Genomic DNA, 17,518 nt, shown 5'->3' on the forward strand with positions numbered 1-17,518 from the left:
CATCATACAATGGAAGGGCCTTATATTTTACTGGTATATTAGGGTAAATAAGTGTTTCATCTTATCTAGCAAAAACTGTCTACTTTAGTTTAGCAGTCACAACAAATTATGAGCAAGTATCTATACAAGATTAATAAACTTTATAACAGCCTTTATTAAAGAGTGCATATCCAAACAGATAGTCTCCTTTTATTGAAAGTCTCTGTCTCATTCCTTTATTAGAGGGATTTGGAAGCTAATTAAAATATCAATCTTTTAGGTTGATGATTTTTCTAAAGGAGTTATTTCACTACCCCATGTGACTAATAATATTGTTAGGTAGAAATTCTTGTTTTTTTTGTAAATTAATAGGTGCTTTTGTCGAAACTCTTCTCAGGTTGTAAAAGATTAACTAAAATAATTTATTGTTACGATAAAGTGTAATCCGAAAACGATTCTGAAGGGGATTTTCAATATGTCCGTTTTAATAAAGCATTATTTGAAAGTGAAAATATATTTTCTTCGTCAAATTATGATATACCTTGGTAGAAAAAAGGGATTAGGTCATTCAGTTACAATTAAATATAGTCAAGTATTAGATAAGGTTTTGAATACATATAACCGAACGAAATGAGGTAAACTCAGTTCATTACTCCAATCCCTTACCGGTACTTGCTACAATCGAAACCAAGGCTGTTCTTCTAATATACGAATCATTCAGTATGCCTACATAATAATTTCCTGAATAAACCGTTGATTAGTATCTGGAAATCAATATTTAACTTTTTATAAATGAGATTTGGCTAAAGAGAGTCCTTACTAGGTATTTATGGATATTTTCCCTAGTAAGCATTAATACATTGTTTATACTAACCTTTTGATGATCAAGGGAGACAATACCAACGGTTCAGTGTTAACTCAGTCATAAGGAAGAAAATAAAGTTGTTTCTTTGGGGACGTTTAATGCTGAAAATTTTTGTTCTTGCTAAATCTCCTGGAAAGAGCTAAGCAATGTGTAAACTAAAAATGTAATCATTAAAAAAAATGCAAAGAGGCGGGGGAATGAAGCAGATAGTAAATCGACTCACTTGCTTTTGGGACTTTTCATGATTATCAGGTGTGATTCAAAGTGCCATAAGTGATATCTTAATATTTGCCTGTGTCATATGCCTTATTGACTAGAAAACTAAGAAGGTAAGAGAAAAATGATAAACTTATTAATGAAGAGGCAAAAGCCGAAGGTGCTCAGTAGACCTTCGGCTTTTGCCTTTTTTGAAATTCATTACAATATAACAAGATTTTCTTAGTGTATTGTCAATAATCAACTAAATTGTGTTCAAATCAATAAAGTCACTGGATATCTTTATTTAGTTTTGTAGTAAAGAAAGTTTGATTATTTATATTTTTCTTAATAGGTGAACTTCTTTTTTCGACAATATTCGACTTGTTTTAACAAATAATAAATATAGAATGGAACAGATATAGTTAAAAAGTCTTATTTGTGCAATCAAGGGGGAACTTATATGTTAAAACGAAAGATAAAACATTTTCTTAATTTAAGAAGCTTGCGGGTAAAAATGATTATCGTATTTTCACTCATCTTTGCTGTTATGCTTACGGCACTATCTGGATTTTTATACTTCAAGCAAAGTGAAGATATAAAGAAAGATGTGAGAAATGATTCAAAGTTATTGGTAGATGACCTGAAATCCAGTGTTAATGTTTTCTTAGATAAGTATGAATCTAACATCAATATGTTTGGGAACGAAGCATTAATAAGAAACTACTTGAAAGGCATCAACACGAAGGAGGATAATGAGTCTTCCTTTCAAACTCAAATTGACCAGTCTAACATTTCAAAAGAATTCATAGCGTATTTAAAGTCTAATGAGGCTGTAACGAATGTATATGTAACGTCTGTCAATCAATCCATATTAATTGAACCTTATGTTGAGCTTCCAGCAGACTTTAATCCAGTTGAAGCACCTTGGTATAAAGGAGCAGAGTCTAGCCCTGATACAGTATTTTGGAGCGATCCATATGAAGACAAATCTTCCGGGGATTTTATTGTCACATTATCCAAAGCGGTCACTGAACTTAATTCCAATAAGATCTTAGGTGTTCTTGCTATAGATATTAAAATCGATCAGCTGAACGAGTTAGTTGGGAATACAAATGTAAATCATAACGGTTATGCTTTCCTTTTTGACCAAACTGGAGTGGCAATGGTACACCCGACAGAAAAAGGGGAAAGTTTGATGGAACTTTCCTTCATAAAAGATATGTATGAGTCCAAAGAAGAATCCGGCCGAATGGACTATGTGTATAAAAAAGAGGATAGAGTGCTTTACTATAACACGATCGGTCATACCAACTGGAAGGTTGGAACTGTTTATGTTTATGAAGATATGTTAGCAGCTGCAGCAGATTTGCGTAACTTACTTCTCTTGTTGACATTTATTATTATCGGGGTAGTAGCAATAGTCACCACATTTGTAGCACGGAAAATCACAAAACCGCTTACTTATCTTAACGAACAGGTTAGTAAAGTAACAGATGGCGACTTGACGATAGCGGTACATTCCAAATCCAAGGATGAAATAGGAGATTTAACAAATAACTTCAATCAAATGGTCGAGAGTATGAGGGAAATTATTAACTCTGTCCAAGGGTCGGCAACCCATGTACAAGAATCTTCCGAAAGTCTGAGTGCAATTTCAGAAGAAACGACTGCCTCGAGTGAAGAGGTAGCACGTGCTATGGATGAAATCGCAAAGGGATCTTCGACTGCAGCTGCAGATGCAGAATTTGGAAGCCAAGTCACAATGGCATTATCCCGGCATATTGAAGAAGTTAGTGAAGATGCTAACCAATTACTTGCACTGTCAACTAGAACAACGGAAGTAAGCGATCAAGGACTTGAACAAATGAACACTTTAAGAGAAAAGGCGAGCCAGTCTAACCAAGTAATTCATTCTGTAGAGTCTGTAGTGCAGAACCTGACCTATAAAATTAAAGAAATTGAATCGGTCATCCATTCAATTAACGAGATTTCAGATCAAACTAATTTGCTTGCTTTGAATGCAAGTATTGAGGCAGCGAGAGCCGGTGAACATGGTAAGGGGTTTGCGGTAGTAGCAGAAGAGGTCAGGAAGTTGGCTGAACAGACAGCAAGAGCGACGGATTCAGTACGTTCAACTATTTTAGGAATCCAACAAGAATCAGAACTGGCTGTAAAAGAAATGACAACTACTAAAGAGATAGCGGATGAGCAATCTCGAGTAGTAGGGGAAACGGAAGAAGCTTTCCAAACCATTTCATCCATGATTGATCACATGGTATCCTCGATAAATGGTATTGGTGATAAAGTTGCTGTTATAAGCTCCCAAAAAGATGAGGTAGTGGGAACTATTCAAAACATTTCGGCTGGCGCCCAGCAATCGGCAGCATCTTGTGAGCAAGTCAGCGCATCTACCGAGGAACAATTACAAGCATTCGCAACTCTTTCGGAATCAGCTGAGAATCTAAATGGCTCCAGTAAAGCGTTATTAGAAATCAGTCGTAAATTTAGAGTTTAAGGTGAACATGTTCAATGAATTTATTACAGTTTTATACAAGAAAGATTGAGGTTAACAAAATGAGCAAAGAGGAATTTGGACTATATTCTCTGTGTGAAGAGTTTCATAAAGACATTAAAAGGACGCTTTTTATCAAGGGCTCACCAATTCAGATAGCAAGGAAGGCATCTAAGAAACTGACGGCTCACCAAATTCAGCAAATTATTAGCGATGTGGCAGAAATTAAAGATAGGAAAGGTAATGCTTCAGGATATTTCTGTATGCTGATGATCCCTATCTTTAGCCCTTGAATTGATTGGAAAATCAAGTGCAAAAAGCAAAGTCAAGTAAAAAGTAATGTAGATTTCCTTTTCCTTGATTTGGACTGCTATTGAGATCAGCGATTATTAAAAAACAAGCGTCCTATGGGTCAATCCATTTCAAAGCTTCATTTTTTTATAATGAAAGCTCACCTCTCAAGGGCCTCTTTTGGACTGATTTAGTTTATGTTATTAAAATTTGAAGTATTAACATTAACTACCCGCTAGCCTTACTGCAACCTTCTAATCCTTAAGATGAATGAGGATATTATTATCGTAGTGAGTAATTATTCATCAACAAAGTGCACCTCTCAATACAGTAAATAAAATTAATTTAAAGGGAGCATTAAAGAAGGAAGAAGTATCAGAAAATAATTCCATAGACTAATTCCATGAATATCGCACATAAAAGCAAGTGAATTAGTAAATTAGGATAGTTTCACTTTAAGAGAAGCCTTTTAGGTTTCTCTTTTTTTACTACCTCTAAATAGGGTGAAAAATGCATTGAAAAAAGTGAAAGGCTGTCTGAATGGACAGCAATAGGAATAAAAGTATATAGAAATCAAATCAATAGGATATTTATTACGCATGAAAGGAAATGGACATTTCTGTAAGAAGTATTTATAGTTAAAAGCAATTACATAGGACATAAGTACTAATGGCTGAGTTCTATATTTATAATAGGAGAGAAAATGATGATTAATCCAAAAAAAGTAGAAGAGAAAGAAGAAATAACTCCGGAAGAGGTCGACGAATTGTGAAAAGAATTTGATCACTTAATTGAAGAGGGGTTTGAAGTAGACTCTTATTAGTAAATAAGGAGAATGCGTTATGACGGCAAAAGAAGCAAACATGAACAAGACTATTATCTTTCAGTTAGGGAGAGAAGAATTTGGTGTAAGTGTTTCTTTAACACAATCTATTGAAAAAGTCCAAGAAATTACCTCAATTCCTCAAGTAGCTAAATTTGTTATGGGAGTCATCAATCTGCGTGGAACCATAATACCGGTTATTGACTTAAAGCAACGGTTGGAATTAGGACATATGGATGTCAAAGATACGACTAGGATATTAATAATCAAGATAAATGAGATTTCTATAGGAGTCTTAGTGGACTCTTGTCACGAAGTATTAGATATTCCACCTGATATTATCCACCCGGCAACAGAGATAAAATCTTTTATTCATCAAGAATATATCAGAGGGGTCGTAAGTTTTGAGGATCGTCTAGTTATGCTGCTGAATATTGAGCATTTATTTATTAACGAGGAACTACAGAAGCTTGAAGAAAACGTACAATGATTTAATGAAACTAAACAGGGGAATTATCGGGACTTCTGGTCTGATTGTACACACAACTCAAGCCCAGAAAATCACTGGTATGGTGAGGAGATGAACAATCCTTAGGCCATGTGTTCCAGTTTCTGCTTGCATTGAGAATATTCTGGCAAACCCTCTACTCTCAAAGAGGGAATAACACAACTTACAAGATATTTTTCTGTATTGGCATAAAAGCGGAATCGAATGTCAGTATAATCAGAACCTTACAGAAATAGAAAAAATTGAGTTCGACCTTTCAGGTAGAGAGGTTGCATTCTGTTATTAAAGGGGAATAATAATGGGAACAAAAGGTATTTATCAAGAATTTCTTCACCCAATCGACGATAGTTATCCTTTATATATGAGGAATAAAGAACTGCTCTATTCTTTTTCTGAATGTGAGTATGAATCCTTTCTATCATCTTTCATTAAGTTCATGACAATAGCAAAAGAAGAGATCATTAATAGTGCAATGCATTGCAGCAATGATATTGAATATTTCAAGAAGGCGGAGATAATTAACTCGATTGACCATCTTCTAAATAAATTCTTGGAAGGAGAAATTAACACGGTTAAAGAGGAAGTGCCTTTTGTCCTTACTTTATTTCAGTTTCAGCAATATGTTTTACCAGATGATATATGCTCTCTATTTAACTAGTGTTTACTTTCCTAATAGTTCTATAAATTGGTTCTCTTCTTAATATAATAGGAAGGGAATCTCTTTGTATATCCTATTTCGCTCTTTAAGTTAGGCGTTTGAGCTCCCTAAATATTATCCATAATAATCGCCTAGGGTACATCCCAATGGAATGTATCCTAGGGTTGGCCCCATTGGATGATTCCTTCCCCTTTAGGATGTTCAACTTCCCTGCGGAGTCGACCACCTGGAGCATAAATTAATAATGCAGATTAGGTTATCCGATGGGCATTCAGTCTATTTTAGAAAAAAGTGTAACTTTATCCAAATAGTAACGTCCACTTCTATAAGAGAGGATTCATTATGAGAAAGGAGTGTGAAGCATGATTAAGCGATTTTTCGTGTTAATAATAGTCTTTTTAACTGCCGGGATGACTGCAGCATGCGGCCTGGGCGTTGAGCAGGGGGAGGAGTCAGGTATGGAGGAAGTAACAAATGGTTCACAAGGTGATAATGGCGGAGAAGTCGAAGAAGAGGATAAAGGACAAGGAATTGTCGCAGGTGAGATAGCCCCATCTCTTACCAAGACAGAGGACGGCCGATTTGTCTATACGGTAAAAAATCAGACAGAAAAAGAAGTGACCTTCGAATTCACAAGTTCCCAGCGCTATGACTATGCAGTGAAGAATGCAGGTGAAACCATATACCTGTTTTCCAGCACCGCTGCATTCATGCAGGTATTAGGGGAAGAAACACTCGCTCAGGGAGAAGAACTGTCCTATACATTCGAGCTGCCCCCTGAAGCGAAAGGCAAAGGAGATACACTGGAAGTATGGCTGACCCCTAAAGGCGGAGAAAAAGCCAAGGTGTCAATGAAACTGAACTAAGTATGTTGAGCAGCGGGTTCCCATAAGGTGCCCGCTTTTTAATGCTTTAAAGCACTGGGGGACAGTCCCCTGATACGTTAACGTACTAAAGCGATTGGTTATATTAAGTATTCAGCAATAATTCCTATGTTCAATCTGAATACACAGTGTGCAAGCAGGTATTAAAGGCTTAGAGAGAGAATCTTTTATCAGGATAATAATTTGGCAGGAACGGGGAGATAAGGTATGCAAGGTTATCAATTCATCAAGGATTACAGAGATAATGGCAAATTTCGTAGCAGCTTTAACGAACTGGCTGCGCAAACATTCGGAATCAGTTTTGAAGAATGGTATGAAAAGGGGTTTTGGACGGATAAATATCAACCTTATTCTCTTCTGGATGGAGATAAGGTTATCGCGAACGTTTCGGTGAGTAAAATCGATTTGCTGGTACACGGCCAAAGAAAACGGGCCATTCAGATTGGGACGGTCATGACGCACCCCGAGTACCGCAAGAAAGGGTTGTCTGCCCTTCTTATGGAAAAGGTGCTGCATGATTATCAACAGGTGGACCTTTTCTATCTTTTTGCCAACAACACTGTGCTTGATTTCTATCCTAAGTTCGGCTTTCTCCCTGTACAAGAATACCAAGGGATCATGAAGGTGACGCCCCAGGGCTCAAAAGCTGGATTGGCCAAGCTGGATGCGGGCAGTCTGGGCGACCGGAAGCTGATCCGCCGGCTTGCCGAGAACAGAGTGCCGGTTTCTCAGAAATTCAGCACTGTAGATACAGCTGAACTGTTCATGTTTTATTGTCTCTATGTTTTCCCGCAGGATATTTATTACTTGCAGCAAGAAGGTATCATCATCCTTATGAAAATGGAAGGCGTAGAGCTGCATGTGTTTGATATCGTCAGCCCTAAAGCAGTTGATGTTGAAAAGCTCATGGCACAGATAGCTCCAGAGGGAACTAAAAAAGTCTTCTTCCATTTCACTAATGACAGCAACGGTGAAGGCTCGAAAACGAAACTCTTTCATGGAGATGAAGTCCTGTTCGTAAAACCGGCAAAAGGGCTGGAACTGCCATCTGAGTTCAAGCATCCCATCACCTCACAAGCATGATAGCACGCTTTAATACTTTAAAGTGCGAAGAGGGACTGTCCCTTGTAGTGCTTTAAAGTGGTGAAGCGCTTGTATGTTCTTGCTGGCTTCTGCCAAAGCTAAGGGTAAATTGTTCAGGCAGGAGGAGAATGGGAATGGGGACATGCACCTTCGAAGGCAGGGAGCTATTTTTTGAAGACTACGGGGAAGGGACTCCGATTTTGATGATTCATCCGCCTGGTTTGGGCAGGAAATCATTTATTTATCAAAATCCACTGAAGGAACAGTTTCGCTTAATTATTCCCGATTTGAGCGGCCACGGGGACTCCTGTAATGAAGAGGATTATGTCAGTATCGCAACGTATGTAGAGGAAGTGCGAACGATCCTTGATCACTTGGATATTGAAAAGTGTGTCCTTCTTGGATACTCGGCTGGGGGGATCATCGCCCAAGAGTTTACTTTTAAATACATGGACAGGGTGGAAATCCTCCTCCTTGCCGGGGGATATCCCAAAGTCCAGACAGTCCGGTTAAAGGTGATGCATCTCCTCGGCATGAGGGCCATTAAGGAGCGTCCGCAAGTCATGCTGTCTGTTTTATCCAAGACACATGCCAAAACCCCCGAAGCGGAGCAAGAGCTTTATGAACACATGGAAAAAGCTAACCGGAGCATCTGGTATCACTATTATAAGCAGTCCCTTTATTACAACTGTGAAGACAGGGTCCTTGACCTCAAGGTGCCTCTGCTGCTGATCTACGGCGGGAAATCGGACTGGATCAATAACCAGTACCGGTTGTATAAGGAGCACCCGAATCATGAGCTGGTCATTATTGAAAAAGCGAAACACCAGCTTCCGACCCTTTTTTCCAACTCCTTTAACAAAGCAATCTTTTATTATGTTAAAAAAATGTTGAATAGGGAATGAAAAGGAGTATAATGAACGAAATAAAAAGATAGACAGATTACAGGGGAGGAGGATTCAATGGGGATTCATCATTACTTTAAAAGTCTTTCCGATGTGGAAAAGCTCGTCCGCTGTCCGGGAAGATTTAAGTATCAGGACCATAATGTTGCCAGCCACTCTTTTAAAGTCACCAAGATCGCTCAATTTCTTGGGACGGTAGAGGAGCACAATGGCAATGCCATCAACTGGAAGGCCTTATATGAGAAGGCGTTGAATCATGACTATGCTGAACTGTTTACAGGTGACATCAAAACTCCCGTAAAGTATGCTTCTGAAGAATTGCGTCGTCTGTTCAATCAGGTTGAGGAAGAAATGATCACCAAATTCATTAATCAGGAGTTTCCGCAAGTGTACCAGGAAGTCTACAGAGAACGGTTTAAAGAGGGAAAAGATTCGACGCTTGAAGGGCGGATTCTTTCTGTAGCCGATAAAATTGACCTTCTGTATGAGTCCTTCGGTGAAATTCAGAAGGGAAATCCTGAACCGTTGTTTCTGGAAATATATGAAGAGGCACTGGCGACCATTTTGAAATTCAGGGAGATGGACTGTGTGCAGTACTTCCTCAATGACATCCTGCCTGAAATGCTTTCTGAAAAGAATATCCCTCATGAACAGCTGAGTGAAATGACGAAGAAAATAGTCAGCGGGTTTAACAATCGGAACCAATAACTATCTCTTCCCTCTATTTTTTTGGTAAGATAACGGTAACGGAATTTTTGAGGAGAGAATAGAATGCTTTCGAAATATATATTGGGAATTTTCCTGCCTGGAATGCTCGTCGTCCTATTTACAAGAGTTACTTATAATCATTATGTCGGCTTGATTTTGACTGTAGCGTTGATAGCGGCTTCCGTCTATAAAGGCTACACGGATACCTTGGCGCTGATCGTTGTGGATGCAGCATCACTGACAGCCGGTTTCTGGTACAGCAATCGAATGAGGAATAAAGCGAGAAATCGCAGCTGAAGCCCTGATCCTATCAGGTGCTTTTTTATTTTGCACGAAGGAACAGTGGATAACTCCAGCTGAAATGTGGATAAATACAACTTATACACATTATTTTCAATAAAAATTGATTTATTAACAGTTAATCAACTGATAATTAGTAGTTACGCACAACTTATTAACAAAACTAACAAGTTATACACAAAGTTATTCACAAGGTAATGTGGTTTTCAAGCTCGAATACATAGGTATCTCACAAAAGGAGAGATTCTTATGTACAATAAGCTCGTTTCCTGGGTGGAACAGATAAAAAAATTGAATCACAGCTCGGCAGCTGCGTTAGTGATCATGAAGGATGACGAAATAGTGCTGGAGCATTACAGCGGCAGTCAATCAAGTACTCCTGGCTCCCCTCCTGCTACAAGAGAAACCAGGTTCAATATCGCTTCGGCTAGAAAAAGCTACCTGGGGCTTGCCGTGTCTTATGCCTTATATGAAGGGAAAATCGACAGTCTGGATGATGAGGCTGTGGATTATTTTCCACAGTTTGATAAAGAGCTGCTTGGAAAAACGACCATACGCCATCTTGTTACGCATTCACACGGCCTCCATGAACATGAAGACGGTACACCTTTCCGGGAATTTCCTCCTGGAGGAGGCTGGGCATACCGTGGAATCAACATCATCATGATGACGGAACTATTGCAGCGGCTTTATGGAAAAAGTTATCCCCAATTGCTACAAGAAAGAGTTTTTACAAGAGCGGGTTTAACGGAAACAGGCTGGGAAATATCCCCGGGAGAAAACCTAGCCGAAGTCATCATCGATCCAGAGGAGAAAGCAGTCAAGAGTCTCGGGACTACACAAGATGGCACTCAATCCAACCTGTTCGTTTCAGCACGCGACCTTGCCCTTTGGGGGAATCTTCATTTGAATAGTGGCGAAGCAAATGGACAGCAGATTGTACCGCATGAAGTCATAGAAACAGCAACGACTGTCCAAAGTCCAGTCTATGAAGATAAAACCCTGCCGCAAAATGGATTGTTCTGGTATGTGCAAGGCGAACCGGCTGAAAAAAGTGAAATCGGCGATCGTGTTCCAAAAGGCTCCTATCAAATTCTCGGGATTACCGGTCCTACCGTTCTGGTCATACCGGAATATCATGCGGTCGTGGTGAAGATGTACAATAAACGTTACAACTATGGTGGCGAAGGCTACCTAGACTATCTAAGGGAATTCAGCAATCTGGCAGCTGACTGTTTAAAGGAGGGAGAATCTGATGGGGGTATGGGAAAAGAGTCTCTTACAAACGGCACGCGGGACATTTGAAGTTTTTACAAAAGGTGAGGGAGAACCTCTGTGTGTGACGCATCACTATTCGGTTTTTAATCGATCAGGCGATTATTTTGCAGACGAATTTACTGATACGCATAAGGTCATCCTTGTTAATCTGCGGGAAGCAGGAAATTCTGAGAAAGCACATGAACATTATCAGTTGAGCCTGCTTGAAACCATTTTTGACCTGGAAGCGGTACGGGAGGCATCAGGGTATGAAAAATGGTTTTTTGCCGGACACTCTACTGGCGGTATGCTGGGAATCATGTATGGAATTTATTTTTCCGGACACCTGGCAGGGCTGATCGTGGCCGGGGCAGCGGCGAGAGAATTCTACACATTTTCTCAATCATGCATCTATCATCAATCGCATCCGCAGTTCCAGATAATGCAGGATTATAATGAAAGGCTTAAGCAGCCCGATCTTGCAGCTGAAGAGCGAAAGGAACTGTCCATCAACAGGACGAAACTGTCACTCTATCAACCGGAAAAATACGAGCAATATTTCAATAAAAATACCAATAAAACGATCTCAGGTATCCGGATGAACTTCATGAACAGGGAATTGCAGGTTTTTGATGTAACGAAAAAACTGAAACTGATCTCTGCCCCGACTCTGGTTATGTGCGGAAGACATGATGTGCAATGTCCGCTGGAATACTCTATTGAGATTGCAGAAGGAGTCCCATTAGCAGAACTTGCTGTTTTTGAAAACAGCAATCACTATCCGTTTTTAGAAGAGAATGAACAATTTCACAAAGAAGTGTCTTCATTTTTTGGAAAGATTGAAAAAGGCCGCTGAGGGTCTTTTTTTATTTTTCATGGTTATAGCTCGATGGCATGAAAAACTACGAACTTTTGTTCGCTTATTGTTGGTTATTTCTGTCTCGATTGTGGTAGAATGAGAATATTGAAAAGAGAAGGCTTTAGAGGAAGCATCTGCAGGGTAATATGTATATATCCTATGAAAATGATATAGATAAGTCTAGTTGAACGGGAGGTACGATGGTGAAAGATCAATTCCAACTTAAATCACATTACCAGCCGGAAGGTGACCAGCCTGCTGCCATTAAGGAAATTGCTCAGGGAATCCGCGATGGGAAAAGGCATCAGACCCTTTTAGGGGCTACAGGAACCGGAAAAACGTTTACAGTATCGAACGTTATCCAGGAAGTGAATAAACCGACTTTGGTCATCGCCCATAACAAAACGCTTGCAGGACAGCTTTACAGCGAGTTCAAGGAATTTTTTCCGGATAATGCGGTAGAGTATTTTGTCAGTTACTACGATTATTATCAGCCGGAGGCATATGTCCCGCAGACAGATACATTTATTGAAAAAGATGCAAGTATCAATGATGAGATTGATAAGCTTCGCCACTCGGCAACTTCTTCTTTATTTGAACGGAAAGATGTCATCATCATAGCCAGTGTGTCATGCATCTATGGACTCGGTTCTCCTGAGGAATACAGGGATCTTGTTGTCTCACTAAGAGTAGGCATGGAAATTGAACGGAACCAGCTTCTGCGCAAGCTTGTCGATGTTCAGTATGCACGCAATGACATCGACTTCAAGCGCGGAACTTTCAGAGTCCGTGGAGATGTAGTGGAAATCTTCCCGGCTTCAAGAGATGAACATTGTATGAGAATCGAGTTTTTCGGAGATGAAATTGACCGTATCAGGGAAGTCGATTCCCTAACAGGCGAAATCATCGGTGAACGCGATCATGTCGCAATTTTCCCGGCATCCCACTTCGTAACCCGTGAAGAAAAAATGAAAATAGCCATTGGAAATATCGAACAGGAATTGGAAGAACAGCTCAAAGTGATGAGAGAAGAAAATAAACTGCTGGAGGCGCAGCGCCTTGAGCAGCGCACCCGTTATGACCTGGAAATGATGAGGGAGATGGGATTCTGCTCGGGAATCGAAAACTATTCCCGCCATTTGACGCTCCGTCCTGCCGGGTCGACACCTTATACACTGCTCGACTATTTTCCGGATGACTTCATGATTGTCGTCGATGAGTCGCACGTTACCCTCCCTCAAATCAGGGGGATGTTCAACGGTGACCAGGCGCGGAAGAAAGTCCTGGTTGACCATGGATTCAGGCTGCCGTCAGCGATGGATAACCGCCCGCTCAGGTTTGAAGAATTTGAAGGCAAAGTGAACCAGCTCGTTTATGTATCGGCAACACCGGGTCCTTATGAGGAAGAACACAGTCCGGAAATGATTCAGCAGATCATTCGTCCGACGGGTCTCCTTGATCCGACCATCGATGTCCGTCCGATTGAAGGGCAGATTGATGACCTGATCGGAGAAATCAATGAACGAATCGAGAAGAACGAGCGGGTGCTGGTTACGACCCTGACGAAAAAGATGTCAGAGGACCTCAGTGCCTATCTGAAGGAAATCGGAATCAAGGTCCAATACCTTCACTCTGAAATTAAAACACTCGAGCGGATTGAAATCATCAGAGATTTGCGGATGGGCAAATATGATGTCCTTGTCGGAATCAACCTTCTGAGAGAGGGATTGGATATTCCGGAAGTGTCGCTTGTGACAATCCTTGATGCAGATAAGGAAGGTTTCCTGCGTTCGGAACGTTCGCTCATCCAGACAATTGGACGTGCAGCCCGTAATAGCAACGGACACGTCATTATGTATGCAGATAAAATCACGGATTCCATGCAAAAAGCGCTTGATGAAACCAGTCGCCGCCGGGAAATCCAGATTGAATATAACGAAAAGCACGGAATCACGCCGCAGACGATCAAGAAAAGCATTCCCAATCTTATCCGTGCAACACACGCTGCTGAAGACCAGGCAGAATATGAAGGACAGCAGAAGAAAGTTTCAAAGCTCACAAAACCAGAGAGAGAAAAGCTTATTGCAAGCTTAGAAGGAGAAATGAAGGAAGCAGCGAGAGCGTTGGACTTCGAACGTGCCGCACAGCTGCGTGACACGATTCTAGAGCTAAAAGCGGAAGGATGACCAGTAATGGGTAGAGATCAAATTGTTGTACAAGGAGCCAGAGCTCATAACTTGAAAAATATAGATATTACCATTCCAAGGGATAAGCTTGTCGTATTGACAGGCTTGTCCGGTTCGGGTAAGTCCTCCTTGGCCTTCGATACTATTTATGCCGAAGGTCAGAGAAGGTATGTCGAATCTTTGTCTGCTTATGCCAGGCAGTTCCTCGGCCAAATGGATAAGCCGGACGTGGACGCAATCGAGGGGTTGTCACCGGCCATTTCCATCGACCAGAAGACAACCAGCCGCAATCCTCGTTCAACCGTAGGAACAGTGACGGAAATCTATGACTACCTGCGTTTGCTTTTCGCCCGTGTCGGAAGACCGATCTGTCCGATACACGGCATTGAAATAAGTTCGCAGACCATCCAGCAGATGGTTGATAGAATCATGGAATATCCTGAACGGACAAAGCTGCAGGTTCTTGCCCCGATCGTTTCCGGCAAAAAAGGTACCCATGCCAAGACATTGGAGGAAATTAAGAAACAAGGATATGTCAGGGTGCGTGTTGACGGGGAAGTCATGGATCTTGGTGATGAAATCGAGCTGGAAAAGAATAAAAAGCATTCCATCGAAGTGATCATCGACCGGGTCGTCGTAAAAGAAGGTGTTGAAGCCCGCCTGTCAGATTCACTTGAATCAGCTTTGAGGCTGGCTGACGGCAGAGTCATCATTGATGTGATCGGAGAAGAAGAGCTCTTGTTCAGTGAGCATCATGCCTGTCCGCAATGCGGCTTTTCAATCGGGGAGCTTGAGCCGAGAATGTTTTCTTTTAACAGTCCTTTCGGTGCCTGTCCCAGCTGCGACGGCCTCGGTTCCAAGTTGGAAGTGGATGAAGAGCTGATTATTCCTATCTGGGACAAGACACTTAATGAAAATGCACTTGCCCCATGGGAGCCGACCAGTTCGCAGTATTATCCGCAGCTGTTGAAAGCGGTCTGCGATCATTTCGGCATTGATATGGACGTCCCTGTCAAGGATCTGCCAAAACACCAGCTTGATAAGGTGTTGTACGGGTCGAAAGGGGAAGAAGTCTACTTCCGTTATGAAAATGACTTCGGCCAGGTACGGGAAAACTACATTGAATTCGAAGGCGTAATCCGAAATGTGGAACGCCGCTATAAAGAGACCAGCTCAGATTATATCCGGGAGCAGATGGAAAAATACATGGCGCAGCAGCCGTGTCCAAAGTGTAAGGGGCACAGGCTTAAGCCGGAAAGCCTTGCGGTCAAAGTAGATGCTCTTCACATTGGGGAAGTTACAGCATTCTCAATTGAAGAAGCAGATGCTTTCTTTGCCCAGCTGGAATTGACAGAAAAAGAAATGAAGATTGCCAATCTGATTTTGCGTGAAATCCGGGAACGCCTCGGATTCCTCGTCAATGTCGGCTTGGATTACCTGACACTGAGCAGGGCGGCCGGTACATTATCCGGAGGAGAAGCCCAGCGCATCAGGCTGGCTACTCAAATCGGCTCACGTTTAACGGGAGTGCTCTATATTCTTGATGAACCTTCAATCGGACTTCATCAGCGCGATAACGACCGATTAATTTCGACTTTGAAGAACATGCGTGATATCGGAAACACGCTGATTGTCGTGGAGCATGATGAGGATACGATGCTGGCAGCCGATTATCTGATTGATGTCGGACCTGGAGCGGGAATTCATGGCGGAGAAATTGTCTCTGCTGGCACTCCGCAGGAAGTAATGGAGGATCCGAACTCATTAACCGGACAATACCTTGGCGGTAAGAAATTCATCCCGCTGCCGGTGGAACGCCGCAAAAACGACGGCCGTTTTATAGAAATAGTCGGAGCAAAGGAAAATAACTTACAGAACGTCAAAGTGAAAATTCCATTGGGAATCTTCACATCCATTACAGGGGTTTCAGGGTCGGGTAAAAGCACCTTGATTAACGAAATTCTTCATAAGTCACTTGCCCAGCAGCTTCACAAAGCAAAATCGAAGCCCGGTGAGCACAAGCAAATCAAAGGTGTCGAACATCTCGAAAAAGTCATCGACATCGATCAATCGCCGATCGGGAGAACACCGAGATCAAACCCGGCAACCTATACAGGGGTATTCGATGATATCCGCGATGTCTATGCAACTACCAATGAAGCAAAGGTACGCGGCTACAAAAAAGGCCGATTCAGTTTCAATGTCAAAGGAGGGCGCTGTGAAGCCTGCCGCGGAGACGGGATCATCAAGATCGAAATGCACTTTCTTCCGGATGTCTATGTGCCATGTGAAGTCTGTCACGGCAAACGTTACAACCGTGAAACATTGGAAGTGAAGTATAAAGGCAAAAATATTTCCGATGTATTGGAAATGACAATTGAAGATGCCCTGCAATTCTTTGAAAATATTCCAAAGATCAAACGCAAGCTGCAAACCATCGCAGATGTCGGTCTTGGCTACATCACACTGGGACAGCCGGCGACGACCCTTTCCGGTGGAGAAGCACAGCGTGTGAAACTGGCTTCTGAACTTCACCGCCGTTCGACCGGTCGTTCATTGTATATCCTTGATGAACCGACAACCGGTCTTCATGTGGATGACATCTCCCGCTTGCTGGTCGTTCTGCAGCGTTTGGTTGAAAACGGAGATTCTGTCCTGGTCATTGAACATAATCTCGATGTGATCAAAGCCTCGGATTATATCATCGACCTTGGACCGGAAGGCGGAGACAAAGGCGGTACGATAGTAGCAACAGGAACACCTGAGAAGGTTGCGGAAGTGCCTGCGTCGTACACAGGTAAATACCTGAAACCGGTCCTCGAACGTGACAGAGCGCGAATGGAAAAGCGGATCAAAGAAAAAGAAGAAGTCGGCAGCAGCCGGTGACATAAGAAACAAGCTCCCACTGAAGGGGGCTTGTTTTTTAGTTGTGGGAATGGCAAATCCTTCACTGCTTTAAAGCACGAAGAGGGACTGTCCCTTATAGCGGTTTAAAGCGTTAAAGCATTGAGTGAACACTCCGTCGAAAAACACATCTTGATACGTATGGTTTCTCAGCCTGGAGATGGAGGGAAGTTTTGTGGAGATATGGGATGATGGTTTTATAGAAAAACTTTGAAACCTTTAAGGAGTCATAACGTAAATATTACTAACAGAGAGAGGAGTGACTTCCTTGGAGACTAATAAATTACTATCATCCCTATGTTATTTCAGTATCTTTTTTGCAGGGTTTATTTTTCCGATTATCGTTTACTTTTTAACAGATAACCGCGACACCAGGCAGCATGCCAAATCAGCTTTCCTGTCCCATTTGCTGCCGCTGATTGCGCTGCCGCTTGTCATAGCGGGAATCTTCTTTGACGCCGGCGTCTTATCGGTCGGCAGCGGTGTGCCGATATTCATCTTCATCGCAATTGGATTTTCGTTGTTGATCTCATTTGGTGTTGTCTTATGGAATGTTTACAAAGGAATTAAAGTGCTTTTATAACTTTGAAGGAGTGAC

15 protein-coding genes and 1 pseudogene are annotated in these 17,518 nt (G+C 41.6%); all 16 read left to right on the forward strand.

Annotation, left to right across the window (positions count from 1 at the left end):
- The first annotated feature begins 511 nt into the window (after positions 1 to 511).
- On the forward strand, positions 512 to 613 hold the full coding sequence (locus M1E09_RS02535; protein WP_456274879.1) for an aspartyl-phosphate phosphatase Spo0E family protein: 102 nt from the start codon (positions 512 to 514) through the stop codon (positions 611 to 613).
- Positions 614 to 1,589: 976 nt separating this feature from the next.
- A pseudogene (locus tag M1E09_RS02540) lies at positions 1,590 to 2,570 on the forward strand (cache domain-containing protein); the annotation flags it as partial.
- Between the two features lie 168 nt (positions 2,571 to 2,738).
- A complete protein-coding gene (locus M1E09_RS02545; protein ID WP_456274880.1) occupies positions 2,739 to 3,557 on the forward strand; it encodes a methyl-accepting chemotaxis protein in 819 nt (272 codons plus the stop codon).
- 14 nt (positions 3,558 to 3,571) lie between these two features.
- Entirely contained in the window at positions 3,572 to 3,847 is a 276-nt protein-coding gene (locus tag M1E09_RS02550; protein ID WP_456273329.1) for a hypothetical protein, read from the forward strand.
- A gap of 840 nt (positions 3,848 to 4,687) precedes the next feature.
- On the forward strand, positions 4,688 to 5,158 hold the full coding sequence (locus M1E09_RS02555; RefSeq protein ID WP_456273330.1) for a chemotaxis protein CheW: 471 nt from the start codon (positions 4,688 to 4,690) through the stop codon (positions 5,156 to 5,158).
- A gap of 316 nt (positions 5,159 to 5,474) precedes the next feature.
- Positions 5,475 to 5,834 (forward strand): hypothetical protein, encoded by a 360-nt coding sequence (locus tag M1E09_RS02560; protein WP_456273331.1) that lies wholly within the window; start codon positions 5,475 to 5,477, stop codon positions 5,832 to 5,834.
- 362 nt (positions 5,835 to 6,196) lie between these two features.
- Entirely contained in the window at positions 6,197 to 6,700 is a 504-nt protein-coding gene (locus M1E09_RS02565; RefSeq protein WP_456273332.1) for a BsuPI-related putative proteinase inhibitor, read from the forward strand.
- A gap of 225 nt (positions 6,701 to 6,925) precedes the next feature.
- Positions 6,926 to 7,801, forward strand: a complete 876-nt coding sequence (locus M1E09_RS02570) for a GNAT family N-acetyltransferase (RefSeq protein WP_456273333.1) — start codon at positions 6,926 to 6,928, stop codon at positions 7,799 to 7,801.
- Positions 7,802 to 7,935: 134 nt separating this feature from the next.
- Positions 7,936 to 8,706 (forward strand): alpha/beta fold hydrolase, encoded by a 771-nt coding sequence (locus M1E09_RS02575; protein WP_456273334.1) that lies wholly within the window; start codon positions 7,936 to 7,938, stop codon positions 8,704 to 8,706.
- A 57-nt stretch (positions 8,707 to 8,763) separates the two neighbouring features.
- A complete protein-coding gene (locus M1E09_RS02580; protein WP_456273335.1) occupies positions 8,764 to 9,414 on the forward strand; it encodes an HD domain-containing protein in 651 nt (216 codons plus the stop codon).
- Positions 9,415 to 9,477: 63 nt separating this feature from the next.
- Positions 9,478 to 9,711, forward strand: coding sequence for a CsbA family protein (locus M1E09_RS02585; RefSeq protein ID WP_456273336.1), 234 nt, complete (start codon positions 9,478 to 9,480; stop codon positions 9,709 to 9,711).
- A gap of 246 nt (positions 9,712 to 9,957) precedes the next feature.
- Positions 9,958 to 11,019, forward strand: coding sequence for a serine hydrolase domain-containing protein (locus M1E09_RS02590; protein WP_456274881.1), 1,062 nt, complete (start codon positions 9,958 to 9,960; stop codon positions 11,017 to 11,019).
- The gene (locus tag M1E09_RS02595) at positions 10,970 to 11,827 is read left to right on the forward strand and encodes an alpha/beta fold hydrolase (protein ID WP_456273337.1); all 858 of its coding nucleotides are present in this window, start codon (positions 10,970 to 10,972) and stop codon (positions 11,825 to 11,827) included. Before M1E09_RS02590 ends, M1E09_RS02595 begins: the two co-directional genes overlap by 50 nt.
- 206 nt (positions 11,828 to 12,033) lie before the next feature.
- Positions 12,034 to 14,016, forward strand: a complete 1,983-nt coding sequence (uvrB, locus tag M1E09_RS02600) for an excinuclease ABC subunit UvrB (protein ID WP_456274882.1) — start codon at positions 12,034 to 12,036, stop codon at positions 14,014 to 14,016.
- 6 nt (positions 14,017 to 14,022) lie between these two features.
- Positions 14,023 to 16,902 carry an excinuclease ABC subunit UvrA gene (gene uvrA, locus M1E09_RS02605; RefSeq protein WP_456273338.1) on the forward strand — a complete coding sequence of 960 codons (2,880 nt, stop codon included), beginning with the start codon at positions 14,023 to 14,025 and terminating at the stop codon, positions 16,900 to 16,902.
- A gap of 286 nt (positions 16,903 to 17,188) precedes the next feature.
- Complete coding sequence (locus tag M1E09_RS02610) at positions 17,189 to 17,503, forward strand: hypothetical protein (protein WP_456273339.1); 315 nt, start codon at positions 17,189 to 17,191, stop codon at positions 17,501 to 17,503.
- Positions 17,504 to 17,518 lie beyond the last annotated feature (15 nt).

The organism is Bacillus sp. AK031 (assembly GCF_053903065.1).